The sequence below is a fragment of the Yersinia intermedia genome, from assembly GCF_900635455.1.
Classification (GTDB): Bacteria; Pseudomonadota; Gammaproteobacteria; order Enterobacterales; family Enterobacteriaceae; genus Yersinia; species Yersinia intermedia.
Window position 1 is genome coordinate 2,937,944 of sequence record NZ_LR134116.1, and the last position, 24,278, is coordinate 2,962,221.

Consider the following 24,278-nt stretch of genomic DNA (forward strand, 5'->3'; position numbering starts at 1 on the left):
AATGAATTCCGAAGCTATTGAATCCATGGTTCGCGATGTGCTGAGCAAGATGAACAGCTTGCAAAGCCAGACCCCTGCGGCTGCTTGTGCAGCACCAGCAACCAGTTCGCGCAATGATGCCAAAGTCTCTGATTATCCGCTGGCAAATAAACACCCTGACTGGGTCAAAACGGCCACGAACAAAACGCTGGATGACCTCACGCTGGCTAACGTTTTGAACGGCAGTGTCACTTCGCAAGATTTGCGGATTACACCGGAAATCCTGCGTATTCAGGCATCTATTGCCCGTGATGCTGGTCGTCCACTGTTAGCAATTAACTTCGAGCGTGCAGCCGAGCTGACGGCAGTACCGGATGACAAGGTACTGGATATCTATAACGCCCTACGTCCATTCCGCTCCAGCAAAGAGGAGCTGAACGCTATCGCCGACGACTTGGAACAGACCTACAAAGCGACTATCTGTGCGGCATTCGTCCGTGAAGCTGCCGTTTTGTATGTTCAGCGTAAGAAGCTAAAAGGCGACGATTAACGCAGTGATATCAATCAAGGGGAAGCGTGCCGTGGGGGTCGTAGCGGCGTAAACCGCCGGAGCGCCCCTAGGTACGATAGCCCCGTTGATCACGACATCCAGTTATTAGTCATTTAAGGATCGGATATGGATTACATCGTCGGTGTGGATATTGGTAACTCGTCAACAGAAGTGGCATTAGCACAATGCACGGCTGGTGGTCAGTTGCACTTTATTACCAGTACCCTGACCGAGACGACGGGTATCAAAGGGACTCAACGCAATATTTTCGGCATTAACAAGGCGCTGAATATGTTGGTGGAAAAGTCCGGTATTGCACTAAGCGATATCAGCCTGATCCGCATTAACGAGGCCACACCGGTGATTGGTGATGTGGCGATGGAGACAATTACCGAAACCATCATCACCGAATCCACCATGATCGGTCATAACCCGAAAACCCCCGGTGGACTGGGGTTGGGGGTGGGGCTGACCATTACTATTGACGAGTTGGTCACCCGTGACCCTGCCCAACCTTACATTCTGGTGGTGCCATCAGCGGTGGATTTCGCCGATGTCGCGGCGGTGGTCAATGCTGCCAACGGCGCTGGCTATCGCATCACGGCGGTTATCTTGCAACGGGACGATGGCGTGCTGGTCAGTAATCGGCTGGCGCACCCGCTACCGATCGTTGATGAGGTGCTACATATCGACCGCATCCCGATGGGCATGCTGGCGGCGGTAGAAGTTGCTATGCCGGGTCAAGTGATTGAAACCCTCTCTAACCCCTATGGTATTGCCACCGTATTTGAACTGACTGCCGAAGAAACCAAAAACATTGTGCCGGTGGCGCGAGCGTTGATTGGTACCCGCTCGGCGGTGGTAGTGAAAACACCAGAAGGGGATGTTAAAGCACGCTCGATACCGGCCGGTCATCTGGAATTATTCGCTGACGGCCGCACGGTACGAGTTGATGTGGCGACCGGAAGTGAAGCCATTATGACGGCGGTCAACAGCTTCCGTCATTTGGACAATGTCAGTGGTGAAGCGGGAACCAATATCGGCGGCATGCTCGAACACGTTCGCCAAACCATGGCGGAACTGACCAACAAACCCACCAATGAGATCTTCATTCAAGACTTGCTGGCAGTAGACACTGCCGTGCCGGTCAATGTCACCGGCGGTCTGGCGGGCGAATTCTCGCTTGAACAAGCGGTGGGCATCGCCTCCATGGTGAAGTCTGATCGCTTGCAAATGGCGCATATCGCCAGAGAAATCGAAAAGACACTGAATATTGATGTTCAGGTTGGGGGGGCAGAAGCCGAAGCGGCGATACTCGGCGCGCTGACCACACCAGGGACGCAACGGCCACTCGCCATCCTCGATTTGGGGGCGGGATCTACCGACGCCTCCATCATCAATGCTCAGGGCCAGATCGTTGCCACCCATCTGGCGGGAGCTGGCGATATGGTCACGATGATCATCGCCTCTGAATTAGATTTACAAGACCGCTATCTGGCAGAGGACATCAAAAAGTACCCGCTGGCAAAAGTGGAAAGCTTGTTCCACTTGCGCCATGAAGATGGCAGCGTTCAGTTCTTCCCACAACCGCTGCCGCCAGAGGTTTTTGCCCGACTGGTGGTGGTCAAGCCGGAAGGTTTAGTGCCACTGCCGGGGGATTACGCGCTGGAAAAAGTGCGCAATATCCGCCGCTCCGCCAAAGAGCGGGTGTTTGTTACCAATGCGCTTCGCGCCCTGCGTCAAGTCAGCCCAACCGGCAATATCCGCGATATCCCCTTCGTGGTGTTGGTTGGCGGCTCGTCGCTGGACTTTGAAATTCCGCAATTGGTCACCGACGCGCTCTCTCACTACAAATTGGTGGCGGGGCGCGGCAACATTCGCGCCAGCGAGGGGCCACGTAATGCGGTAGCCACCGGGCTGATTCTGGCCTATCAACGGGAGAATCACGGATGAATTTCACCCATGACGCTCCTGCAATAGTGATCAGTCTGACGACACCGACACCCGAAGCCGTCTGGCATCAGGTGCTGCTGGGTATTGAGGAGGAAGGCATTCCCTGGCGTTGGCAACAAGACGACGACGGTGATGTAGCACAACGCGCCTGGCAGGCCGCCACCCGCTCTCCGTTATTGGTCGGGCTGGCCTGTTCCGGCGACGAAGTAGTCGTGCATTTTCGTAATTTACCGCCCGCCAACCCGCTATTTCGACAGCGGCGCGGGCAGAACGAGGACCAACTACGGCAGCTTGGCAATAACGCGGCCCGGTTAGTCAAAGGCTTACCATTTAAGTAACCACACACAAATCGCAGGGCGTTGTCGGTGCAGGCAGTTTGGACTTGGCCAGCGCACAGCCACCGGAGCGTACACCTGGTGTTGTAAAAGCCAAGGTTCGTGAGAATGGCGAGCACTGCCCTGGTTCAAAATGGCAAACAAGATAGCCCTTACTTGATAACAAGGATAAATGAAACATGAATAACGCATTAGGTTTAGTCGAAACCAAAGGTCTGGTCGCTGCTATCGAAGCGGCTGATGCCATGGTCAAATCCGCCAACGTACAACTGGTGGGCTACGAAAAAATCGGCTCCGGTCTGGTCACCGTGATGGTCCGTGGCGATGTCGGCGCAGTAAAAGCCGCTGTTGATGCCGGTTCTGCGGCTGCCAGCGCGGTGGGTGAAGTGAAATCCTGCCATGTGATCCCACGCCCACACAGCGATGTAGAAGCCATTTTACCGACCTCTGCCTAAGGGCAAGAAGAGGAGCACAGCGTGAAAACGTCACTGGGTTTACTTGAAGTTAGCGGTCTAGCGCTGGCGATCAGTGCGGCAGATGCGATGGCAAAATCAGCATCTATCAACCTGATAGGTATAGAAAAAACCAATGGTTCCGGCTGGATGTTAATTCGTCTGACCGGTGATGTGGCCTCGGTACAGGCGGCAATCAGTACCGGTGCCGCCTTGGCCGAACTGCATCACGGATTAGTGTCCCGCGCGGTACTGGCCCGCCCGACAAAAGCCCTGTTGGCCTATTGGCTGACAGAGGCTGTCGAGGTCGCAGCCCCCGAAATCGCCGTGGCGATAGAGCCAGTTATCGCTACAGCACCCATTAACGAGGAGACGGAAGCCGCAGAGCCTCAGCCCGTTGCGACGACCGCCACAGATGATGTACCTGAACCTGTCTTTAGTGCTGAAAAAATCGGTGCCGAAGAAAGTAGTGTGGAAAGTGAGGCTCTAATCGCTCCTCGGGTGAGCTGTAATCTCTGCCTCGATCCGGCTTGCCGACGCCATAAAGGCGAGCCTCGCTTTCGCTGTATCCACTTGGGTAAACGAGGAAAAGTCTGATGGAAAAAGCGTTACTGGAACCCGTTGTCAATAAGATCCTCGACGAAATGCGTCTTCGTCCGATCCCACTTGGGGTTTCCAACCGACACCTGCATCTTTCGATGCAGGACTACCAACGGCTGTTCCCACAGCAGCCGATTACTGAAAAGAAAGCGCTGCTTCAACCCGGCCAGTACGCCGCCGAACAGACGGTAACGCTGGTCGGGCCGAAAGGCAGCCTGAAAAATGTGCGTATTCTTGGCCCATTGCGTAGCCACAGCCAGGTGGAGATCTCCCGTACCGATGCACGCACGCTGGGTATCAATGCCCCCCTGCGGATGTCTGGCAATCTGGACGATACCCCGGCCATCACGCTAGTCAGCCCATTCGCTGAGCTGACGTTACCCCACGGGGTGATTGTGGCACTGCGCCATATTCATATGTCGCCGCTGGATGCCCTTATCTATCGGGTAAAACACGGTGACCGGGTACAAGTTGCCATTCAGGGCAGTGGCCGTCGCCTGATACTGGATGATGTGGCGATCCGCGTTTCACCCCAAATGAAACTGGAGATGCATATCGATACCGACGAGGCCAATGCAGCGGGTGCCGACGACCCTGCGGCGTTTGCCACGATATTAACGTCATCAGGGACAACGCGGCCATGAATCTGACTCAGGCGCAAACCGAACAACTGGTCAGCCAGATTGTCACGCGGTTAGTTGAGCGCGAACGCCGGGTTCACGCCCTGCTACTGCCTCAATTGCGCGCCGGGCTTGATCCATCGGTATTCGTGCACTATGCCACGCTGCATCTGATGTTGCCGGATCTGGCATTTATCCACCGGCTGGCGCAGTTCGATACCACCTGCCCTGCGGTGGCGGCGTTAAACGAAGCATGGTCGTGGGGGATGAAAGTGCATATCAGCTTACATCGCCAACTGCTGGCTGCGTTGCCTTGTGCCGCACTGCACTCATTGCCGCTCAGTTTCAGCGACAGTCAGGGCGTTGCTATACGGTTGCACGCGGGCAAGGTTCTAAGTTATCGCGATATCGCCACTCTCGACCCCGGCTGGCTACTCATTGCAAGCCACACGCTGGTTACACCGCTGGCGCAGGACACCGTGTCAGCCCGTCACATTCAACTGTTAAGGCAGGAGTAAATCATGCAACTGGCCAGAGTGGTAGGTTCCGTGGTCTCAACGCAAAAATCACCCACGTTGATCGGTAGGAAGCTGCTGCTGGTACGCCGTGTTGCCGGTGATGGCTCACTGCCACCCGACAGCAAAACACCGGACGAAGTGGCCGTCGATTCCGTCGGTGCCGGTCAGGGCGATTTGGTCTTGCTGTCAGGCGGTTCCAGTGCCAGACGGGTATTTTCCGAGCCGAATGATGCCATCGATTTGGCGATTGTCGCCATCGTCGATGAATGTTCTTACTGATGATTAATGTTCTTACTGATTGAGCGGGGACCTTATGAGCATTTATACCAAAACCGGCGATGCAGGCACCACAGCCCTGTTCACCGGGCAACGTGTGAAAAAGAGCCATCCCCGGGTGGAAACTTACGGCACGCTGGATGAACTCAATGCAGCACTGAGCTTGTGTGCCCGCGTGACGCAGGGCGAGGAAAACCGTCAATTACTCGATGCCATACAACATCAGTTGTTTTATTTCAGCGCTGAATTGGCAAGCGAAGGTATCGCAACACCGCCTGCCGGGCGCAAAAGTATTAATGAACCTGAGATCCAAGCGCTGGAGCAAGCCGTAGACCGCTGTATGGCGGGGCTGCCACCGGTACAGGGTTTTATCCTGCCGGGTAGCAGTGAAGCCGGTAGCCGATTGCATTTTGCCCGCACTCTGGCACGGCGCTGTGAACGGCGGCTGATTGAACTGGCTGAACAAGTCCCGGTACGCCCAGTGTTATTGCAATATCTAAACCGTTTATCGGATTGCCTGTACGCACTGGCCCGTGATGAAGACCAGCGCCAACAGTTACAACACACCACGCAAACCGTGGTGGCCCGTTATCTGGCGGCAACAGCCCTCCCCCCAGCCACAAGTCAGCCACAAACAACGGCTTCTCTTGGATTTTCTGATGTTCATCAGTTAGTTAAATTGGCGGTCGATGCCGCCATGAAATTACAAATTGCTGTGGTCGTAGCACTGGCTGACCGCCACGGCAACATGATTATGACCTACCGCATGCCCGACACCTTGCTGGTCAGCAGCGAACTGGCACCGAAAAAAGCCTGGACCGCTGTGGCGATGAAAACAGCAACTCACCAACTTAGCGATGCCGTACAACCGGGGGCCGACCTGTTCCAGCTTGAGGCCAGTACCGGTGGCAAAGTAGTGAGCTTTGGTGGTGGCTACCCGCTATGGCGTAACGGCCAATTAGTGGGGGGGTTAGGCATCAGCGGCGGTAGCGTCGAACAAGATATGCACATAGCAGAAGCGGCCATATCGGCTTTACATCTGAGGAATGAATAATGAATACCAATGACCTTGAATCTCTCATTCGCACTATCCTCATTGAGCAACTGACGCCCACATCTGCGTCTGCCTCCAGCGCCATTTTTGCCAGCGTGGATGAAGCTGTCAATGCCGCTCATAACGCATTCTTGCGTTATCAACAAAGCCCGATGAAAACCCGCAGCGCGATTATCCGCGCCCTGCGTGAACAGCTAAAAGCACAGTTGCCCTCACTGTCAGAACGCGGTGCCAGTGAAACCGGCATGGGGAACAAAGAAGATAAATTACTGAAAAATAAAGCAGCGTTAGAAAACACCCCAGGTATTGAAGATTTGTCCACCACGGCGCTGACCGGCGATGGCGGCATGGTGTTATTCGAATACTCGCCTTTTGGCGTGATAGGTTCCGTTGCCCCTAGCACTAACCCAACCGAAACCATTATTAATAACAGCATCAGTATGTTGGCGGCCGGTAATGCCATCTATTTTAGCCCACACCCAGGCGCTAAATCAGTATCACTGGATTTAATCGCCCAAATTGAAGAAATCATCTTCAACAGTTGCGGTATTCGCAATCTGGTGGTGACCGTGAAAGAGCCAAGCTTTGAAGCCACTCAGCAGATGATGGCGCACGACAAAATCGCCTTGCTGGCCATCACTGGCGGGCCTGCCATTGTGGCAATGGGCATGAAGAGCGGCAAAAAAGTGATTGGTGCCGGTGCCGGTAACCCACCTTGTCTGGTGGATGAAACGGCTGAATTGGTAAAAGCGGCGCAGGATATCGTGGCAGGAGCCTCATTCGATAATAACCTGCCCTGTATCGCTGAAAAGAGCCTGATCGTGGTGGAGAGTGTTGCCGACAGGCTATTGCAACAGATGCAAGCCTTCGATGCGCTGCTGATCAGTAATCCGCAAGAGGTCGATAGCCTGCGCAAAGCCTGCCTGACACCTCAAGGCCACGCCAATAAGAATCTGGTGGGTAAAAGCCCGCTTGAACTGCTGAAAGCGGCGGGCATCGCTTGTCCGGCCAAAGCACCGCGCTTGCTGCTGGTTGAAGTGGCTGGTGACGATCCGCTGGTCACTACCGAACAACTGATGCCGCTGTTACCGGTGGTCCGGGTAAAGGATTTTGATGCTGGCCTGACGCTGGCACTGCAAGTGGAAGGTGGCCTGCACCATACCGCCACCATGCACTCACAAAATGTCTCGCGCCTGAATTTGGCCGCCCGACTGTTACAAACCTCTATTTTTGTTAAAAACGGCCCGTCCTATGCCGGGATAGGCGTCGGCGGTGAAGGCTTTACCACCTTTACCATCGCCACCCCGACCGGCGAAGGCACCACCTCGGCTCGCACCTTTGCGCGCCAGCGCCGCTGTGTGCTGACTAACGGTTTTTCCATTCGCTGAGCGAGGACGTATGAAGACTTTTTTCCTGCAAACACGTATTTACAGCGGGGAAGGCAGCCTTAAGGTGCTGCAACGCTTCCATCAACGCAAAATCTGGATTGTCTGCGATGGCTTTCTGGCCACCTCACCGTTGCTGGATCGCTTAAAACAGGTGCTGGCAGAGGATAACCAAATCAGTCTGTTCAGCGACATTACGCCGGACCCGAACATTAACACCGTGGTTAAAGGCATTGAGCAGATGCATGCCTTGCGCCCCGATGTGGTGATTGGTTTTGGCGGCGGCTCCGCACTAGATGCGGCGAAAGCCATTGTCTGGTTCAGTCGTAAACAAGGGATAGAGATCGAGACCTGTATCGCTATCCCGACCACCAGCGGCACGGGTTCAGAAGTGACCAGTGCCTGTGTGATCAGCGACCCAGAAAAAAGTATTAAATACCCTCTGTTTGACGATGATATTTACCCGGACATCGCCATTCTGGACCCGGCTCTGGTGGTTACCGTACCGCCAGTTATCACCGCCAATACCGGGCTGGATGTGTTGACTCACGCGTTGGAAGCCTATGTTTCCCCGCGTGCCAGTGACTTTACTGATGCGCTGGCAGAAAAAGCGGTGCAGTTGGTGTTCCGCCACCTGCCCACCGCTTGCCGCAAAGGTGATTGCCTGATTACCCGAGGCAAGATGCACAACGCTTCCACGCTGGCTGGCATGGCATTCAGCCAGGCTGGTCTGGGCATCAATCATGCTATCGCACACCAGTTGGGGGGGGCAATTTCATATCGCGCACGGTTTGGCGAATGCCTTGCTATTGGTGCCGGTGATTCGCTTTAACGCGCTTGATGCGCGGGCATGTAAACGCTATGCGCGATTGGCAAAACTGTGCCATTTCAGTGCGGAAAATGGCGATGAGCGCAGCGCAGTCAACCAATTGGTCCATCAGATTGAACAACTCAAACGCCAGTGCGGATTACCTCAGCCGCTGGCCGCGATGAAAATCAATGAGGGCCAGTTAGAGCAACGTATTCCCGACATAATTACCGCCGCACTTGCCGATGTGACACTGCGCACTAACCCGCGTGCGGCTGACGGCAATGATATCCGTGGGATTATCGAGGCGCTTTATGAGTGACCTACACAGTGCGGATACCTGCTTGCTACCCGCCTACGGTGAACTGGCTGATTGTGATGCCGTGACTATTCAGCAACGGGTTCAGCACGCGGGTGTGGTCGGTGCCGGGGGTGCGGGTTTCCCAACGGCAGTGAAGCTACAAGCGCAGGCTGAGATTTTTCTAGTCAATGCGGCTGAGTGCGAGCCAATGCTGAAAGTGGATCAGCAGTTGATGCCGCGCCAGGCAGCCCGACTGGTGCGCGGTGTGCTGTATGGCATGAAAGCCACCGGCGCACGCGAAGGCATCATCGCCTTAAAAGCCAAATATAGTGAGGCGATTGCCGCACTAACCCCACTATTACCGCCACAAATCCGGCTACATATTCTGCCCGATGTCTATCCCGCCGGTGATGAGGTTATCACTATTTGGCTGGCAACTGGCCGCCGGGTGCCACCTGCGGCGCTGCCAGTCAGCATCGGCGTGGTGGTGAACAACGTGCAAACGCTACTCAATGTGGCACGGGCGGTGGAACAGCAGTGGCCGGTGACTCGCCGCACCCTGACCGTAAATGGTGCAGTGGCGAAACCCTTAACCCTGACGGTACCGCTGGGTACCCCGCTGCGCGAGGTTCTGGCGCTGGCAGGAGGGGCTACCATCAACAATCCGGCCTATATCAATGGCGGGCCAATGATGGGTCATGCCCTGCATGACCTTGACCAACCGGTAACTAAAACTACCGGCGGCCTGTTGGTGCTGCCCGCTGACCACTTACTGATTACCCGCCGCGCCCGCAGCGACCAGGATGTGCTAGCCATTGCTCGTACCGTATGTGAGCAGTGCCGCATGTGTACTGAGTTATGCCCGCGTCATTTGATTGGCCATGAGCTTCCCCCGCATCTGCTGGTGCGCGCGATAACCTATCAACAAGTTGCCACACCAGACATTTTACTCAGCGCCCTGACCTGCTCGGAATGCGGGCTTTGTGAAAGTTACGCCTGCCCGGTGGATATTTCACCGATGCGCATTAACCGCCTGCTGAAAACGCAGTTGCGGGCGCAAGGTGCCCGCTATCAAGGGGCGCTACGTGAGGCCGATCCGATGGCTAATTACCGCATGGTACCGATATCAAGGCTGATTGCCCGTCTGGATCTCACCGACTGGTATCAGGCCGCGCCATTCAGCGAACAGGACTATCAGCCACTACAGGTGGTATTGCCATTGCGCCAGCATATCGGGGCTGCCGCCGACGCCATCGTCACGGTCGGCGAACGGGTCGATCACGGTCAACTTATTGGCCAAATTCCGAATAACGCGTTAGGCGCACCGGTGCATGCCAGTATCAGCGGCACGGTCACGGCTATTAGCGCAAATACCATCACCCTTAAACGGGCTGACGTTTATTAAAAGGAAGGGCTATGTCACAAGCCATTGGAATTGTTGAATTAAGCAGTATCGCCAAGGGCATGGAAGTCTGCGATTTGATGCTGAAAAGCGCTAACGTCAGCCTATTGGTGAGCAAAACCCTGTGCCCCGGTAAATATCTGTTGATGGTCGGTGGCGATATCGGTGCCGTTACCCAATCGGTACAAAACGGTGAGCGGCACAGTGGGCATCTGTTGGTCGATAGCATCGTCCTGCCCAACCTTCATCCATCTGTATTGCCGGCGATCAGCGGCCTGAATACGGTGGAGAACCGCCAGGCGGCAGGTGTGGTGGAAACCTGGAGTGTGGCGGCCTGTATTACTGCCGCCGACCGCGCGGTCAAAGCGGCCAATGTCACGCTGGTGCGGATCCATATGGCGTTTGGCATCGGCGGCAAATGCTATCAGGTGCTCAGCGGCGATATTGCTGATGTACAAACTGCCGTGGACGTTGCCAGCCAGTGTGCCGGTGAGAAGGGATTATTGGTTTACAGCTCAGTGATCCCACGGCCCCATGAGGCGCTATGGCGTCAGTTAGTTCAGGAGGCATGATGGAAAAGAGCAGCACCCCCGAGCGCGTGATTCAGGAATATGTTCCCGGTAAACAGATAACCCTGGCGCATCTGATAGCCAACCCCAATAAGGCACTTTACAAAAAACTGGGGCTGAATGATGTCAGTAGCGCCATTGGCATCTTGACCATTACGCCTAGCGAAGCCTCGATTATTGCCAGTGATATCGCCACCAAATCCGGTGCAGTTGAGATTGGTTTTATCGACCGTTTCACCGGTGCAGTGGTGTTTACCGGTGATGTATCAGCGGTGGAATATGCACTGAAACAGGTGATCCATACCCTCGGCGACATGATGAAGTTTACCGCCTGCCCGATGACCCGGACCTGATGCCATGCAACGCATCATGTTGATTGGCCCTAGCCAGTGCGGCAAAACCTCGCTTATCCAGCGTTTGCAGGGTGAAGCACTTAATTACCAGAAAACCCAGTCCATCGTCTGGCAGGACAATGCCATTGATACTCCCGGTGAATACTTGGAAAACCGCTGTTTATACAGTGCGTTACTGGCGAGTGCCTGTGAAGCGGATATCGTCGGACTGGTACAAAATGCGGATGCAACCCAAAGCTGGTTTGCCCCAATGTTGGCGCAGGTTTTCAACAAACCGGTGATTGGCATTATCAGTAAAGCCGACACAGTTAGCCACCCGGACCAATTGCGTTGGGCCGCTGACAGCCTCACACAGGCGGGCGCGCAACACCTATTTGTGACCTCGGCGCTGAGCGGTGAGGGATTAACCGACCTTATTACTTATTTGAATTATTCTGGAGAGTCGCATGCCCGGTAAGATTATGGCGATTAACGCCGGCAGTTCTTCGTTGAAGTTTCAGTTGTTTTCCTTACCTGATGAGCATGTGATCTGTCAGGGATTAATCGAACGTATCGGTATGGATGATGCGATATTTAACCTGCGCGCCACAGATGTGAAATGGCGCGAAATTCTGCCCATTTCCGATTGCCGCCAAGGTGCTGAACACCTACTTCACGCGCTGATTGAACACAATATTATTGATTCGCTGGATGAAATTACCGGTGTCGGCCATCGTGTCGCGCACGGCGGTGAAGCATTCGCCGATTCGGTCGTGATAACTCCCGAAGTGCTGGATAAGATAGAACAGCTTGGCGCACTGGCCCCCCTGCATAATCCGGTTAATGCGCTTGGTATCCGGGTGTTCCAACATGCCCTGCCCCATGCCAGAGCGGTGGCGGTGTTTGATACCGCATTCCACCAAACGCTGAGCCAGACCGCCTATTTGTATCCATTACCGTGGCGCTACTATGAAGAACTGGGTATTCGCCGTTACGGTTTCCATGGCACCAGTCATAAATATGTCAGTGCCGTTTGTGCCGAACGAATGGGGCGGCCACTGGAAGCATTGCGTATTGTCTCCTGCCATCTTGGCAACGGCTCCAGCATTTGTGCTATCGGCAACGGCCAGTCGGTGAATACCTCGATGGGCTTCACCCCGCAGGCCGGTATTATGATGGGCACCCGCAGCGGTGATATTGACCCCTCCATCCTACCGTTTATTCAGCAAGCAGAAGGGAAAAGTGCCAGTGAAATCAACCATTTGATTAATAATCAATCCGGCTTACTGGGTGTCTCCGGTATCTCCCACGATTATCGCGATGTCGAACAAGCCGCCGCCAATGGCAACCCGCGTGCCAAAGTGGCGCTCGAACTCTTTGCCGAACGTATCCGCGCGGTGATTGGCAGCTATATCGTGCAACTGGGCGGAATTGATGCACTGATCTTTACCGGCGGTATCGGTGAAAATGCCCGCACAGCCCGCCAGCAAATCTGCCGTGGTTTGGCCTTCCTCGGTATCGAGTTGGACGAAGAGAAAAATATCAGCAATCAGTCGTTTATCCAACATGACTCGGCGCCAGTACAGATTGCTATCGTCAATACCAATGAAGAATTAATGATTGCCCGTGATGTCATTCGCGTGGCCCTGAATCTGCCGGTACAACCGGCCCTCGCCGCACAATAAGAGGCAATATGAAAAGTGGGAAAGTTTGGTTGGTAGGCGCAGGGCCAGGGGATGCCGCGCTGATTACGGTGAAGGGATTACATGTTATTCGTCGCGCTGATGCGCTGGTCTATGACCGTTTGGTGTGTGCTGAGTTACTGGCAGAAGCCCCTGATGGTTGTGAAATGATCAATGTGGGCAAAAACCCCAACCACCATTTGGTACCACAAACGGAGATCAATCAAATTCTGGTTGATTGCGCTCAACGTGGGCTGAATGTGGTGCGGCTCAAAGGCGGTGATCCTTATGTCTTTGGCCGTGGCGGTGAAGAAGCTGAAACACTGGCGTTGGCCGGTATTCCGTTTGAGGTGGTTCCAGGGATAAGTTCTGCCATTGGCGGGCTGGCTTATGCGGGTATTCCGGTAACACATCGTGATTATGCCTCAGGCTTTCATGTGATAACCGGCCATCTGCGCCAAGGCAATGAGCCACAGGACTGGGCAACATTGGCCAAGCTGGAAGGTACGCTGATTATCCTAATGGGGATGACACAACTGACAACCATTTGCCAGCAGTTGGTCGCCGGGGGGAAAGCCCCCACAACACCTGCCGCCGTGGTGATGTACGCCAGCCACCAGCAACAGCAAGTTGCCAGCGGCACACTGCTCACATTAGCCGATCAGGTTGCCGCACAGGGTTTATCGGCACCGGCGCTGATTGTTATTGGTGACGTGGTACGCCTACGGGATGTGCTCGCCTTCACGCCGGAGCTATTGTCGCTAAACGCTATTCCCTCGCTGATATAGCCAACGTCATTGGCGTTGTAGGTAGGCAGCAAGTAAACGCATCCCGATGAGCTTATTCATATAGGGTCAACGACAAGTAAGTGATTCGGGTAAGTGTGCGTAGCAAACAACCCTACAGCATCAAGGGCGAAGGGTATGGTACTCTAAACACACAAGCTATATAGGGGAATAGAGTAGCAATGAGTGAGCATGGTGGGAATGTGCTGGAAATGGCACTGAAAATCGGCACAGATGCAGCCAATATCATTGACTTCAGTGCCAATATTAATCCGCTGGGCATGCCGGAATCCTTGAAAACGGCGATTATCGAACAATTGGCCCGTGCCGAACACTATCCTGATGTTGAGTATCGCCAATTACACGCAGCGTTGGCCCGCGCTCACCACTGCCTGCCAGAGAATATTATGGCGGGCAATGGTGCTACTGAGCTGATTTACGCGGTGGTGCAGCATCTGCAACCCCGCACTGCGGTGCTGTTGACACCAGGCTTTGCTGAGTACCGCCGCGCCCTGCAACGGGTCGGCTGCCAGATTCATGATTACCAGATGAGTGAGGCAGATGGCTATCAGCCCGATGAACGCCTACTGGCGCTATTAGCCCAACAGCGCCCAGACTGCCTATTTCTGGCGACACCCAACAACCCGACCGGCCTGATGCCGGATGCCAAATTGCTGCAAGCCATTGTGCAGTGTTGCCATCAGCACCACATTGCTTTGATTATCGATGAAGCTTTTATCGATTTCTTGCCAGATGCGCCGGGGCTTACCCCTCAATTAGCAGATTTCCCACACTTATACTTGTTGCGCTCACTGACCAAGTTTTTTGCCATTCCGGGATTGCGCCTTGGCTATCTGCTCAGTGGCGATCAGGCAGCGCTGGCGCAAATGAAACAGCAACGCGAGCCTTGGACTATCAATGCTTTTGCCGCACTGGCGGGTGAGATTATTCTCGACGACCAACCTTATATTCAAGCCACGCATCAATGGTTGGCGCAGCAGCGGCCTTGGTTATATCAGCATTTAGCCGCCCTACCCGCGTTGCAGGTGTGGCAAGGGTGCGCCAATTACATTTTCCTGCGCTGCCTTAAACCTGAACTTAATCTGCAACATGCGTTGTTGCAGCATCATATATTGATTCGCCATTGTGCGAATTACCCCGGTCTAACCCGCAACCACTACCGTGTGGCAATCAAAAGCGCAGCAGATAACCAACGGCTGATCAGTGCCTTACAGCAGATCTTTGGTCATGGCTGAAGCCCGTTGCCCGGCCTCTTGTGGTGAGCTGATTCAGGGCTGGATACTGGGTGGTGAGAAGCTTATCTCCTGCCCGGTCAACTGGTTTAGTACGGTATCGGTAACCGACGGTGTACCGGGCAAGAATGAACGCCCACGCATGCGCCAGATGCTGCGGTCGGTACTGGCCTATTTTGACCAGCCTGCGGAAAGGGTCAATGACCTGCACATCAGTTTTGATTCCACCATTCCGGTAGCAAAAGGGCTTGCCAGCAGTACCGCCGATATCGCTGCCACTGCACTGGCAACCGCCCGCCATCTCGGTGAAACACTCAACGAAGCTGCGCTGGCAGCACTGTGCGTCCGGTTAGAACCCACTGACAGCACGCTGTTTCGGCAACTGACACTGTTTGACCACCAAACTGCCGCAACACAAATCTCCTATGACTGGCAGCCCGCGATAGATATTTTGTTACTGGAAAGCCCGCAGCTCCTCAAAACTGAGGATTTCCACCGCCGTGATCGCCAACCGGCGCTACTGGCAAGTGCCACCTCGCTGGAGCGAGCATGGCAACTGTTTACCCAAGCCGCCGAGCACCGCGATTGTTCACTGCTGGGCCAGGCCACCACATTGAGTGCGCAAGCCAGCCAGCGTTTGCTGGTAAAACCAGACTTTACCGCCCTGCTGCAACTGGTGGAGGAGTTGGATTTATACGGGTTGAACGTAGCCCACAGTGGCAGTGTGGTTGGATTATTACTTGACCGTCAACGTCATGACGTGGAGCAGGTGTACTGGCAATTGCAGCAGCGCAACATCAACCGCCATTATCCACGCCAGCACCTGTTAACCATGGTACCCGGTGGCGTGCGTTAACCCGTAATTCAGCATCAGGCCATGATAGCGAAAAGTGGTGAATCATCTGAACCAGAATATCCATGAAAATATCGCTGTTATTACCTCTTCGCGTACCATTTCTATGTAATTCTCTTTGTCTTGCCCCCAAAAATCATGACTCCAGTCACAAACAGGGAATGCAGCTATTTTGTCCATGTAAATAGCATTCATGTATATGGGGGAAACTGCTATCAAGGTATTAGATTCGTCCTACAGGAAATGTAGTGAAGATGTAAAATCTGTTTCCTGTTAAATCTTCATTTTTTTAAAAACATAAATAAAATTCATGTAATACAGCATTTTGAATATTGCACCAATACCTTAAATAGCAACGACCTCAACCTACATGAGTTCCGGGAGCCTTAGATGAATAAATTGAGTGTGAAAACCCTGTTGGCAGCCAGCTTGTTCAGCATGATGGTGTGCTCAGGCAGCGCGCTGGCACAGGAAGTAGAAGTGGTTAATATCTCCAAAATCGCCGGTATGCCGTGGTTTAACCGCATGGGTGAAGGTGTGGAACGTGCCGGTAAAGATCTGGCTATCAAAGCCTATCAAATTGGCCCTTCCAGTACCGATGCCCCACAGCAGGTTAAGATCATTGAAGACTTAATTGCCAAAAAAGTCAGTGCTATCAGCATCGTACCTAACGATGCCGATGTGCTGGAGCCCGTATTCAAGAAAGCCCGTGAAGCCGGTATTGTGGTGTTAACCAATGAATCTCCAGGGCAACCAAGTGCTAACTGGGATATTGAAATCATCGATAACGCCAAATTTGCAGCAGATAACGTGGAAGAGATGGCAAAAGCCATGGGCGGTAAAGGCGGTTATGTGATTTATGTCGGCAGCCTGACCGTGCCACAACATAATCTGTGGGCCGATCTGTTTGTTAAATATCAGAAAGAGCACTACCCCGATATGTTCGAGGTGACCAGCCGTATGCCCGTTGCCGAAAGTATTGATGATTCACGCCGTACCACGCTCGATTTGATGAAAGCGCACAGTGACCTGAAAGGTATTGTCGCCTTCGGTTCGCAAGGTCCGATCGGTGCAGGCCGTGCAGTGAAAGAGAAACGCGCGAAAAACAACGTCCATGTCTTCGGTATGATGATCCCTTCACAGGCGGCATCTCTGATTAAAAGCGGTGATATCGCGATGGGCGTGACCTATGACCCAGGTTCTGCCGGTTATGCATTGACCGCCGTTGCGAACAAAGTGCTGAAAGGTGAAAAAATTGAGTCAGGTATGGAAATTCCTGGCGTGGGTAAAGCTGAAGTTGACCAAGATAAGCATCTGATCCAGTTCCACAATGTATTACGGGTAACCAAAGACAACGTGGATTCACTGTATTGATTCACTAAGTTATTGCGGGGCCGGACGCCCTGTCTGGCCCCGCAATTAATTCATTAGGGATCAAAAGGATATAGGATATATGCAGCCATTTATTACCCTGGAAAATGTTAGTAAGACCTTTTATGGCGTAAAAGCGCTAAATAAAGTGGCCATGACCCTGTTACCCGGTGAAGTCCATTGCCTCGCAGGGCAAAACGGGTGTGGCAAATCCACCCTGATCAAGATTATTTCTGGTGTCTATCAACCCGATGCGGATGCCACGATTACCATTGATGGCAAAACATACTCAAGCCTGACCCCTATTGAATCCGTTCGGTTAGGGATTCAAGTGATTTATCAGGACTTGTCGTTATTCCCGAACCTGACTGTGGCTGAGAATATCGCCATGAACCACTATCACCATCACTTATGGGTGGACAAACGCCAGATGCGTGCCACTGCTGAGCAGGTGATAAGTAGCATCGATGCGCATCTCAATTTGGATGAACTGGTTGAAAATTTGCCCATCGCCCAGAAGCAACTGGTGGCTATTTGCCGTGCCTTGGCACAGGATGCCCGATTGATTGTGATGGATGAACCTACCGCCTCCCTCACCCGACAAGAAGTTAACGGCTTATTGCGTGTGGTGCATGAACTGAAATCACGCAACATCTGCGTGGTATTTGTCAGCCACCGATTAAGTGAAGTGCTGGAGATATCAGACCGCATCACGGTGCTAAAGGATGGTGATTGGGTTGGCACTTACCCAGCCGCCGAAGTGGACAACCAGCGGCTGGCGTGGCTGATGACCGGCATGAAATTCGATTTTCAGGTGCTCCCCCCCTACAGTGCCGCCCGTCCACCGGTACTGGCCGTGGAGGAGCTTTGTCGCAGTAACGAATATCACAACATCTCATTGACGCTGCATCCGGGGGAGATTGTCTCGTTGGTGGGCCTGCTCGGTTCTGGCCGCACTGAACTGTGTCTTAGTTTATTCGGTTTGACCTCACCGGAGTCAGGCACCATCCGAATTAACGATAAACCGATGTATTTCAACAGTAACCGTGATGCTATTGCGGCAGGGGTCGGTTATGTATCTGAAGACCGAATGAGCACCGGGCTGATTATGGAACAATCCATTCGTGACAATATCAGTGCCACGGTTCTGCATCGCCTGAAAAACGTGTTCCATCTGATGCGTACCGAGCGGGTCGATACGCTGGTCGAGGATATGGTGAAACACCTGTCGATCAAAATCGGCAACAGCGACCTTCCGGTCAATACGCTGTCTGGCGGCAATGCGCAACGCATTGCCATCGCAAAATGGCTGGCAACCGATCCACAAATTTTGATCCTTGACTCACCCACCGTGGGCGTAGATATCGCCAACAAAGCCGGTATCTATAATATTATCAATGCATTAGCTGCTCGCGGCATCGCCGTATTAATGGTATGCGATGAAATTGATGAAGCTTATTTCAATAGCCACCGTATTTTAGTCATGCGGGCCGGGCGACTGGTACAAGAATTTTTACCGGGTAACAGCAGCGAAACAGCCATTGCGGAGGTAGTAAATGGCTAATCCCCATGCAGTTAATAAATCTGCGGCAGGTAAAACAGGTTTATTCAATAAAGAACAACTAAAACGCCATGAAGTGATGCTGGCATTCACTATTTTGCTTATTTCGACTTATCTTGCATTCACCAGCCCAGATTTTCTGACCCTTGCCAATATTTATGATCTGATAAATAACTATGCCATGTTAACCATCTTGGCCTGCGGCTTATTTATCGTATTAATTTCTGGCGGCATTGATATTTCATTCCCTGCGATGACCATTATTTCACAATATGTCATGGTGACATTAATTGTGAAGTTTGGTGGCAACTTCCCGGTAGCTTTTGCGCTGGCTGGCGGTATCGGCCTACTTTTGGGCTTGATTAATGCGCTGCTGGTTAACCGCTTGCGCGTGCCGTCGATCATTATCACTATTTCCACACTGAATATTTTCTATGGCTTACTGTTGTACCTCAGCCGTGGTGTTTGGCTATATAGCTACCCTGAATGGTTTGAACACGGGCCAATGCTGTTCGCCTTTACCGCTGCCGATGGTTATGACTACGGCCTGTCGCTCCCTATTCTAACGCTGCTAATTACCATTATTGTTACCGCTCTACTGATGACCCGCACCAGCATTGGCAGGCAAATCTATGCCTTAGGGGGCAATCAGGAAGCAGCGTCACGCATGGGGTTTAGCATTCTCAAACTGCAACTGTTCGTGTATGGCTATATGGGCTTTTTGTCCGGCATCGCCGGCGTAGTACAGTCTTATACCGTATTAACCGTCGCACCTGATTCATTGCTGGGTTATGAGCTAACGGTGCTGGCAGCCGTGGTGCTCGGCGGTACCAGTATTGTGGGTGGTCGTGGGACGCTAACCGGTACGTTGCTGGGCGTGATTTTGCTGGCAATATTACAAAATGGTTTGAATTTACTGAGTATTTCGTCGTACTGGCATACCGTGGTTATCGGGCTGGTGATTGTCATTAGTATCAGTGTGACGGCCTGGGGCCAACGCCATAAGGTAGGGATATAACCATGTCGAAAACAACGCAACGTGATCATACTGAACGCTGGCTGGTTACCCTGCTGGTGCTGGTCGGCGTGGGATTCAGCCTCTTTATTCCACAGGTATTTTGGTCGGCAGCTAACTTCCAATCCATCGCCTCGCAAATCCCTGTCGCGGGGGTATTAACCCTGGCAATGGCGATTACTATGTTAACCGGTGGCATTAACTTATCGATTATTGCTACCGCTAACGCCAGTGCCCTGGTGATGGCGTGGGTTTGCACCCATCTTGCGCCAACGTTCAGTTCAATGATGTTGATGTTATTGGCGGGTGCCTCGGTAGCATTGGTTGTGGGGCTTATCAATGGGATACTTATCTCGGTGGTGCGAGTATCCCCTATTCTGGCCACTTTGGGCATCATGACATTGCTCAAAGGCGTGAACGTGCTTATCTCCAAAGGTTCGGCTATCTCAAACTTCCCGAACTATGTACTGGCACTGGATCGCAGCAACTTCCTCGGTGTGCCAGTGCCACTTTATCTGTTCGTCGCGGTAGCGCTAACCATCTGGCTAATTCTGGCTAAAACGCCGCTAGGTCGCCAAATCTATTTGTCCGGTTCTAATGAGAAAGCCACCTTCTTCTCTGGGATTAACACGCGCCGCACACTGGTTTGGGTGTATGTGATTTCATCATTACTGTGTGCGGTAGCAGCCTTATTAATGATGTCAAAACTGAACTCAGCCAAAGCATCCTACGGTGAGTCGCTGTTGCTGATCACTATTTTGGCAACCGTACTGGGTGGGGTAAATCCCGATGGTGGATTTGGCAAAGTTTTCGGCATTGTACTGGCGCTGTTCCTGCTGCAAATGCTGGAAAGCGGGTTGAATATCATGGGTGTCAGTAGTTATATCACTATGGCGCTGTGGGGCTCGTTACTGCTGGCGTTTATCTTTGTCAAAGGCGCGAAAATCCCGGCATTTAGTTTCTTGCGGCAGAACAAACCGTCAAGCTAAGGCCGTTTTAGCCAAAAGAAAAGGCTGGCAATTAATGCCAGCCTTTCTCTTAATAGCGTTAAAATAAGCTATTAAACCGTGGTGAAGTTACTTAACTTCGCCCATCGCTTTCAGTTTTTTCGACAATTCACGACGTTCTTTAGACAGATCGGCATTTTTGATGGTGTAATCATCAACACGATCTTCATAAGCAGTACGCATGTCCGCGATAATGGCCTGAATTTCTTCAATACTCATCCCTGGCTTGATGTAATCACTCAGGTTATCGAGCAACAGAACGCGTTTTTGGTTATCACGGATTTTCTTTTCGTTATCAACGATTTCACGCTGCAACTTGTTTTTGCGACGAAACATACGCACAAACTCCAAAACGTCCTGGAAAGTCGGCTTAATTGCATTATCCATTTTTACACCTTCACTTAAGTTTTACACAAATTCAATTGCTGGTGACCAGGCTACCTGCACCATACCGCTTTGTCGTACCTGGTGACAAGATTCATTGGCTTATCTTACCTGCTTTACCCGCCAGACAGAAATTTCATCTGCCTTTAGCGGCGAGAGATCACCTGCGCAATGTCATATTAATCAGATCGTCGAGTTCCTCAAGCTGTTTGGTTCGCTCCATACTCAGCCAAACATAGCCATAAATGGACGTTTCTACCTGCTACCCCTGCGTTACCGCCAACATCCATGATTTCAGTTCGGCCGCAATTTCACTTAACTCGGCGGCAACCTCTCGCTCACGTGCTGATGAGCCATCACGCAAACTGTCGTCACGCGGGGAGAGATACTTACTTAAAATCAACCGCCATTTGTTGCTGGATAGTTATTCCATGGCTGGACTCTACACAACAGGCAATGTAATCGGTGAAGCGTGGTGATCTTGGCATACCCAAACTGAGCAGGCGCTCATTACTGAACCGCACATTTAACACCGCAAAAGAGCCATATAAGCGCATGGCTTTGAGCATTAAGCGCTCATTACAGGGGCCGAAAATATTTTTCAATTGCTTACGCATCTGCACCAGAGCACCGTAGTCTACCTGGCAATACTCTGTACCCATCGGTTTTTGCCGTGCCGCCGAGGACATGGCTTGATCAATTTCAGCAAAACTGACGCTGTCTTGTTCCCCAGCAGAAATATGATAAATATTTTCGGTCAAGTGGGGATGGAGCAAAATACACAGCAACGCGTCCGCGCAATAATCGACCGGGATAACGTCTATATAGTCATCTAATGAGCACATAAACTTACGCAGCATTAGTGCCATGCGAAATACCCAGAAAATACTGCTGGAGGGCTGGCACCCCAAACGGGTATGCCCAACGACAATCGATGGCCGGGCTAATACCAGCGGTAAACTTGGGCATTGCTCTGCCAGCAACCGCTCAATGGCCGATTTGGACTTGGTATATTCCACTAAATGCGCATCATCTTGTGCAGATAATACCTGCTCGCTAACCACCGTTCCGGCATCAGGTGTGCATGACATGGCGGTACCAACGTGGATAAACCGCTGTAAACCTGCCACTTTTGCCATTCTTTTGCCAAATGCCAAGGTGCCGTCTACATTCACTTTCCAGATTAAGGGGTTATTACCAAATGACGCGACAGCAGCACAATTAATAACATGAGTTACATCATCGATACGTGGATCATTAATAAAGCTATCCGGTTCAGCCAGATCACCTAATAAAATATGATCGATATTTATTTTATTTAGCCGCTGAGCAGGGAGATAAAACTTCGCCAAATTCTCGCGGATGCGGCTTAGCCCCTGCTCCGGGGTAGTAGCCCGCACTAATAGTAAATAATTAAAATCGGCGTCTGCCAACAATAATTTTTCAAGCACTGCCCCGCCCAGAAACCCTGTTGCGCCGGTTAGCAGAAGTTTTTTCACCATGAGTCCTACAGTATCATTTAGTAGGCGAATTGTATTAATAGCCGAGTAAACGGTAGGTAAATACTCATTAGATCGACATGCTTTTGGCGAAACATAAGTATGTCAAAATAAATCCTAACGTCTCGGCGCACCTGAAATGATATTCTAACGCTCACGTCATTGGTCACTGCGGCTTACCACCAGAACGGTTATCATCACTAAAGAATGACCATAGTAAAAAGGGTTAAACCGAATAATGTCAGATAAAAATAAGCAACCTACTTTCTACATTCACGATTATGAAACCTTTGGTCAGCGCCCGGCATTGGACCGGCCAGCGCAGTTTGCCGGGGTGCGTACCGATTTGGATTTCAATATTATCGAGGAACCACTGGTCATTTACTGTGCACCTGCCGATGACTATTTGCCACAGCCAGAGGCCGTGATGATAACCGGTATCACGCCACAACACGCTTTAGCTAATGGTGTGAATGAGGCGGAGTTTTCCCGCCAAATCCATCAGGCTTTCAATGTGCCGGGCACTTGTATCCTCGGTTACAACAATATTCGTTTTGATGATGAAGTCAGTCGCAATATTTTCTACCGCAACTTTTACGATCCCTATGCCTATAGCTGGCAAGGGGGGAATTCCCGTTGGGATCTGTTAGATGTGATGCGGGCGTGTTACGCCCTGCGCCCGGAAGGTATTGTCTGGCCGGAAAATGAAGATGGCCTGCCGAGTTTCAAGCTCGAACACCTGACCAAAGCCAATGGCGTGGAGCATTTGCATGCCCATGATGCAATGTCAGATGTGCATGCCACCATTGCGATGGCGAAATTGGTCAAACAGGCGCAACCCCGCCTATTCGACTATCTATATCAACACCGCAGTAAGCATAAAATAAATGCCTTAATTGATATCGCTGAGATGACGCCGCTGGTTCATGTCTCTGGCATGTTTGGCGCAGCTCGGGGCAATACCAGTTGGGTTGCGCCGTTGGCATGGCATCCTGAGAATAAAAATGCAGTGATTATGTGTGATCTGGCCGGTGATATGTCGCCATTACTGGCGTTGGATAGCGATACACTGCGCGAGCGCCTGTATACCCGCCGCGACAAACTCAATACTCAAGATGCAGCAGTGCCACTCAAACTGGTACATATCAATAAATGCCCGGTACTGGCCCCTGCAAAAACGTTATTACCAGAAAATGCTGAACGTTTGGGCATTGATCGCCAACGTTGTCTGCAAAATTTGCAATTATTGCGGCAAAACCCGCAAGTACGCGAAAAAGTGGTGGCACTGTTCGCCGAAGCCGAACCCTTTGCGGTATCCGATGATGTCGATGCACAACTGTATAATGGCTTCTTCAGCGATGCCGACCGCGCCACCATGAAGATCATTTTACAAACTGAACCGCAAAACTTGCCCGCGCTGGATTTAACCTTTCAAGATCCACGACTGGAAACGCTATTTTTCCGTTTCCGCGCCCGTAATTACCCCAATACGCTAACCGACAGTGAGCAACAGCGTTGGCTAGCGCATCGCCGCGAAGCCCTCAATCCTGAAAGAGTGCAGGACTACGTGCTGCAACTGGAGCAATTCTATAACCAGTATGAAGACGATAAAGAGAAGTTAGCTCTGCTGAAAGCACTGTTTGAGTATGCCAGAGGCTTGGTAAGCTAGGGTTATCACAGTCGGTTATCCAATAGAAAACGGAGCCATCAGGCTCCGTTTTAGTCAGCAATTAC

25 protein-coding genes and 2 pseudogenes are annotated in these 24,278 nt (G+C 52.1%); 24 read left to right on the forward strand and 3 right to left on the reverse strand.

What is annotated here, in order from left to right:
- Position 1 precedes the first annotated feature (1 nt).
- The 23 genes and pseudogenes from pduE to EL015_RS13535 all read left to right on the forward strand — a co-directional run bounded on the left by pduE (position 2) and on the right by EL015_RS13535 (position 20,643).
- Entirely contained in the window at positions 2-529 is a 528-nt protein-coding gene (gene pduE / locus EL015_RS13425; RefSeq protein WP_005185308.1) for a propanediol dehydratase small subunit PduE, read from the forward strand.
- A 126-nt stretch (positions 530-655) separates the two neighbouring features.
- Positions 656-2,482 (forward strand): diol dehydratase reactivase subunit alpha, encoded by a 1,827-nt coding sequence (locus EL015_RS13430; protein WP_005185305.1) that lies wholly within the window; start codon positions 656-658, stop codon positions 2,480-2,482.
- On the forward strand, positions 2,479-2,820 hold the full coding sequence (locus EL015_RS13435; RefSeq protein WP_032906379.1) for a glycerol dehydratase reactivase beta/small subunit family protein: 342 nt from the start codon (positions 2,479-2,481) through the stop codon (positions 2,818-2,820). The genes EL015_RS13430 and EL015_RS13435 overlap by 4 nt, the downstream gene beginning before the upstream one ends.
- Positions 2,821-2,996: 176 nt before the next feature.
- Positions 2,997-3,272, forward strand: coding sequence for a propanediol utilization microcompartment protein PduJ (gene pduJ, locus EL015_RS13440; RefSeq protein ID WP_004090424.1), 276 nt, complete (start codon positions 2,997-2,999; stop codon positions 3,270-3,272).
- A 21-nt stretch (positions 3,273-3,293) separates the two neighbouring features.
- A complete protein-coding gene (locus EL015_RS13445) occupies positions 3,294-3,866 on the forward strand; it encodes a BMC domain-containing protein (RefSeq protein WP_032906377.1) in 573 nt (190 codons plus the stop codon).
- On the forward strand, positions 3,866-4,513 hold the full coding sequence (locus tag EL015_RS13450; protein ID WP_005185300.1) for a phosphate propanoyltransferase: 648 nt from the start codon (positions 3,866-3,868) through the stop codon (positions 4,511-4,513). The genes EL015_RS13445 and EL015_RS13450 overlap by 1 nt, the downstream gene beginning before the upstream one ends.
- Positions 4,510-5,007, forward strand: a complete 498-nt coding sequence (gene pduM, locus EL015_RS13455) for a microcompartment protein PduM (protein ID WP_032906375.1) — start codon at positions 4,510-4,512, stop codon at positions 5,005-5,007. The genes EL015_RS13450 and pduM overlap by 4 nt, the downstream gene beginning before the upstream one ends.
- A gap of 3 nt (positions 5,008-5,010) precedes the next feature.
- Positions 5,011-5,286 carry a EutN/CcmL family microcompartment protein gene (locus EL015_RS13460; RefSeq protein ID WP_005185294.1) on the forward strand — a complete coding sequence of 92 codons (276 nt, stop codon included), beginning with the start codon at positions 5,011-5,013 and terminating at the stop codon, positions 5,284-5,286.
- A gap of 34 nt (positions 5,287-5,320) precedes the next feature.
- Positions 5,321-6,337 carry a cob(I)yrinic acid a,c-diamide adenosyltransferase gene (locus tag EL015_RS13465; protein ID WP_032906373.1) on the forward strand — a complete coding sequence of 339 codons (1,017 nt, stop codon included), beginning with the start codon at positions 5,321-5,323 and terminating at the stop codon, positions 6,335-6,337.
- Positions 6,337-7,725 carry an aldehyde dehydrogenase family protein gene (locus tag EL015_RS13470; protein WP_005185292.1) on the forward strand — a complete coding sequence of 463 codons (1,389 nt, stop codon included), beginning with the start codon at positions 6,337-6,339 and terminating at the stop codon, positions 7,723-7,725. Before EL015_RS13465 ends, EL015_RS13470 begins: the two co-directional genes overlap by 1 nt.
- A 10-nt stretch (positions 7,726-7,735) precedes the next feature.
- A pseudogene (locus tag EL015_RS13475) lies at positions 7,736-8,852 on the forward strand (1-propanol dehydrogenase PduQ).
- Positions 8,845-10,236, forward strand: coding sequence for a 4Fe-4S dicluster domain-containing protein (locus EL015_RS13480; protein WP_032906371.1), 1,392 nt, complete (start codon positions 8,845-8,847; stop codon positions 10,234-10,236). Before EL015_RS13475 ends, EL015_RS13480 begins: the two are co-directional and overlap by 8 nt.
- Positions 10,237-10,247: 11 nt before the next feature.
- Positions 10,248-10,805 carry a BMC domain-containing protein gene (locus EL015_RS13485; protein ID WP_005185285.1) on the forward strand — a complete coding sequence of 186 codons (558 nt, stop codon included), beginning with the start codon at positions 10,248-10,250 and terminating at the stop codon, positions 10,803-10,805.
- Positions 10,805-11,155, forward strand: a complete 351-nt coding sequence (pduU, locus tag EL015_RS13490) for a propanediol utilization microcompartment protein PduU (RefSeq protein WP_032813079.1) — start codon at positions 10,805-10,807, stop codon at positions 11,153-11,155. The genes EL015_RS13485 and pduU overlap by 1 nt, the downstream gene beginning before the upstream one ends.
- 4 nt (positions 11,156-11,159) lie before the next feature.
- Positions 11,160-11,612 (forward strand): EutP/PduV family microcompartment system protein, encoded by a 453-nt coding sequence (locus EL015_RS13495; RefSeq protein WP_005185284.1) that lies wholly within the window; start codon positions 11,160-11,162, stop codon positions 11,610-11,612.
- Positions 11,602-12,819 (forward strand): acetate/propionate family kinase, encoded by a 1,218-nt coding sequence (locus tag EL015_RS13500; protein ID WP_032906369.1) that lies wholly within the window; start codon positions 11,602-11,604, stop codon positions 12,817-12,819. The genes EL015_RS13495 and EL015_RS13500 overlap by 11 nt, the downstream gene beginning before the upstream one ends.
- 8 nt (positions 12,820-12,827) lie before the next feature.
- The gene (gene cobA / locus EL015_RS13505; protein WP_005185279.1) at positions 12,828-13,604 is read left to right on the forward strand and encodes a uroporphyrinogen-III C-methyltransferase; all 777 of its coding nucleotides are present in this window, start codon (positions 12,828-12,830) and stop codon (positions 13,602-13,604) included.
- A gap of 179 nt (positions 13,605-13,783) precedes the next feature.
- A complete protein-coding gene (gene cobD, locus EL015_RS13510) occupies positions 13,784-14,857 on the forward strand; it encodes a threonine-phosphate decarboxylase CobD (RefSeq protein WP_053011625.1) in 1,074 nt (357 codons plus the stop codon).
- Complete coding sequence (locus tag EL015_RS13515) at positions 14,850-15,710, forward strand: GHMP family kinase ATP-binding protein (protein ID WP_032906858.1); 861 nt, start codon at positions 14,850-14,852, stop codon at positions 15,708-15,710. Before cobD ends, EL015_RS13515 begins: the two co-directional genes overlap by 8 nt.
- Positions 15,711-16,145: 435 nt before the next feature.
- Entirely contained in the window at positions 16,146-17,081 is a 936-nt protein-coding gene (locus EL015_RS13520) for an autoinducer 2 ABC transporter substrate-binding protein (RefSeq protein ID WP_226715553.1), read from the forward strand.
- Positions 17,082-17,160: 79 nt separating this feature from the next.
- Positions 17,161-18,642: a sugar ABC transporter ATP-binding protein gene (locus tag EL015_RS13525; RefSeq protein WP_005187783.1), complete on the forward strand. Its 1,482-nt coding sequence runs from the start codon at positions 17,161-17,163 to the stop codon at positions 18,640-18,642.
- On the forward strand, positions 18,635-19,657 hold the full coding sequence (locus EL015_RS13530) for an ABC transporter permease (RefSeq protein WP_072088651.1): 1,023 nt from the start codon (positions 18,635-18,637) through the stop codon (positions 19,655-19,657). Before EL015_RS13525 ends, EL015_RS13530 begins: the two co-directional genes overlap by 8 nt.
- Positions 19,658-19,659: 2 nt before the next feature.
- The gene (locus EL015_RS13535; protein WP_005187777.1) at positions 19,660-20,643 is read left to right on the forward strand and encodes an ABC transporter permease; all 984 of its coding nucleotides are present in this window, start codon (positions 19,660-19,662) and stop codon (positions 20,641-20,643) included.
- A gap of 87 nt (positions 20,644-20,730) precedes the next feature.
- On the opposite strand, the gene tmaR is transcribed toward EL015_RS13535, so the two are convergent.
- The 3 genes and pseudogenes from tmaR to EL015_RS13550 all read right to left on the reverse strand — a co-directional run bounded on the left by tmaR (position 20,731) and on the right by EL015_RS13550 (position 22,544).
- On the reverse strand, positions 20,731-21,048 hold the full coding sequence (gene tmaR, locus EL015_RS13540; RefSeq protein ID WP_005187773.1) for a PTS system regulator TmaR: 318 nt from the start codon (positions 21,046-21,048) through the stop codon (positions 20,731-20,733).
- A gap of 157 nt (positions 21,049-21,205) precedes the next feature.
- Positions 21,206-21,421 (reverse strand): annotated as a pseudogene (locus EL015_RS22090) (FUSC family protein); the annotation flags it as partial.
- 13 nt (positions 21,422-21,434) lie between these two features.
- Positions 21,435-22,544, reverse strand: coding sequence for an SDR family oxidoreductase (locus EL015_RS13550; RefSeq protein WP_032906865.1), 1,110 nt, complete (start codon positions 22,542-22,544; stop codon positions 21,435-21,437).
- Between the two features lie 238 nt (positions 22,545-22,782).
- On the opposite strand from EL015_RS13550, the gene sbcB reads away from it, so the two are divergent.
- Positions 22,783-24,213 carry an exodeoxyribonuclease I gene (sbcB, locus tag EL015_RS13555; protein ID WP_005187767.1) on the forward strand — a complete coding sequence of 477 codons (1,431 nt, stop codon included), beginning with the start codon at positions 22,783-22,785 and terminating at the stop codon, positions 24,211-24,213.
- Positions 24,214-24,278 lie beyond the last annotated feature (65 nt).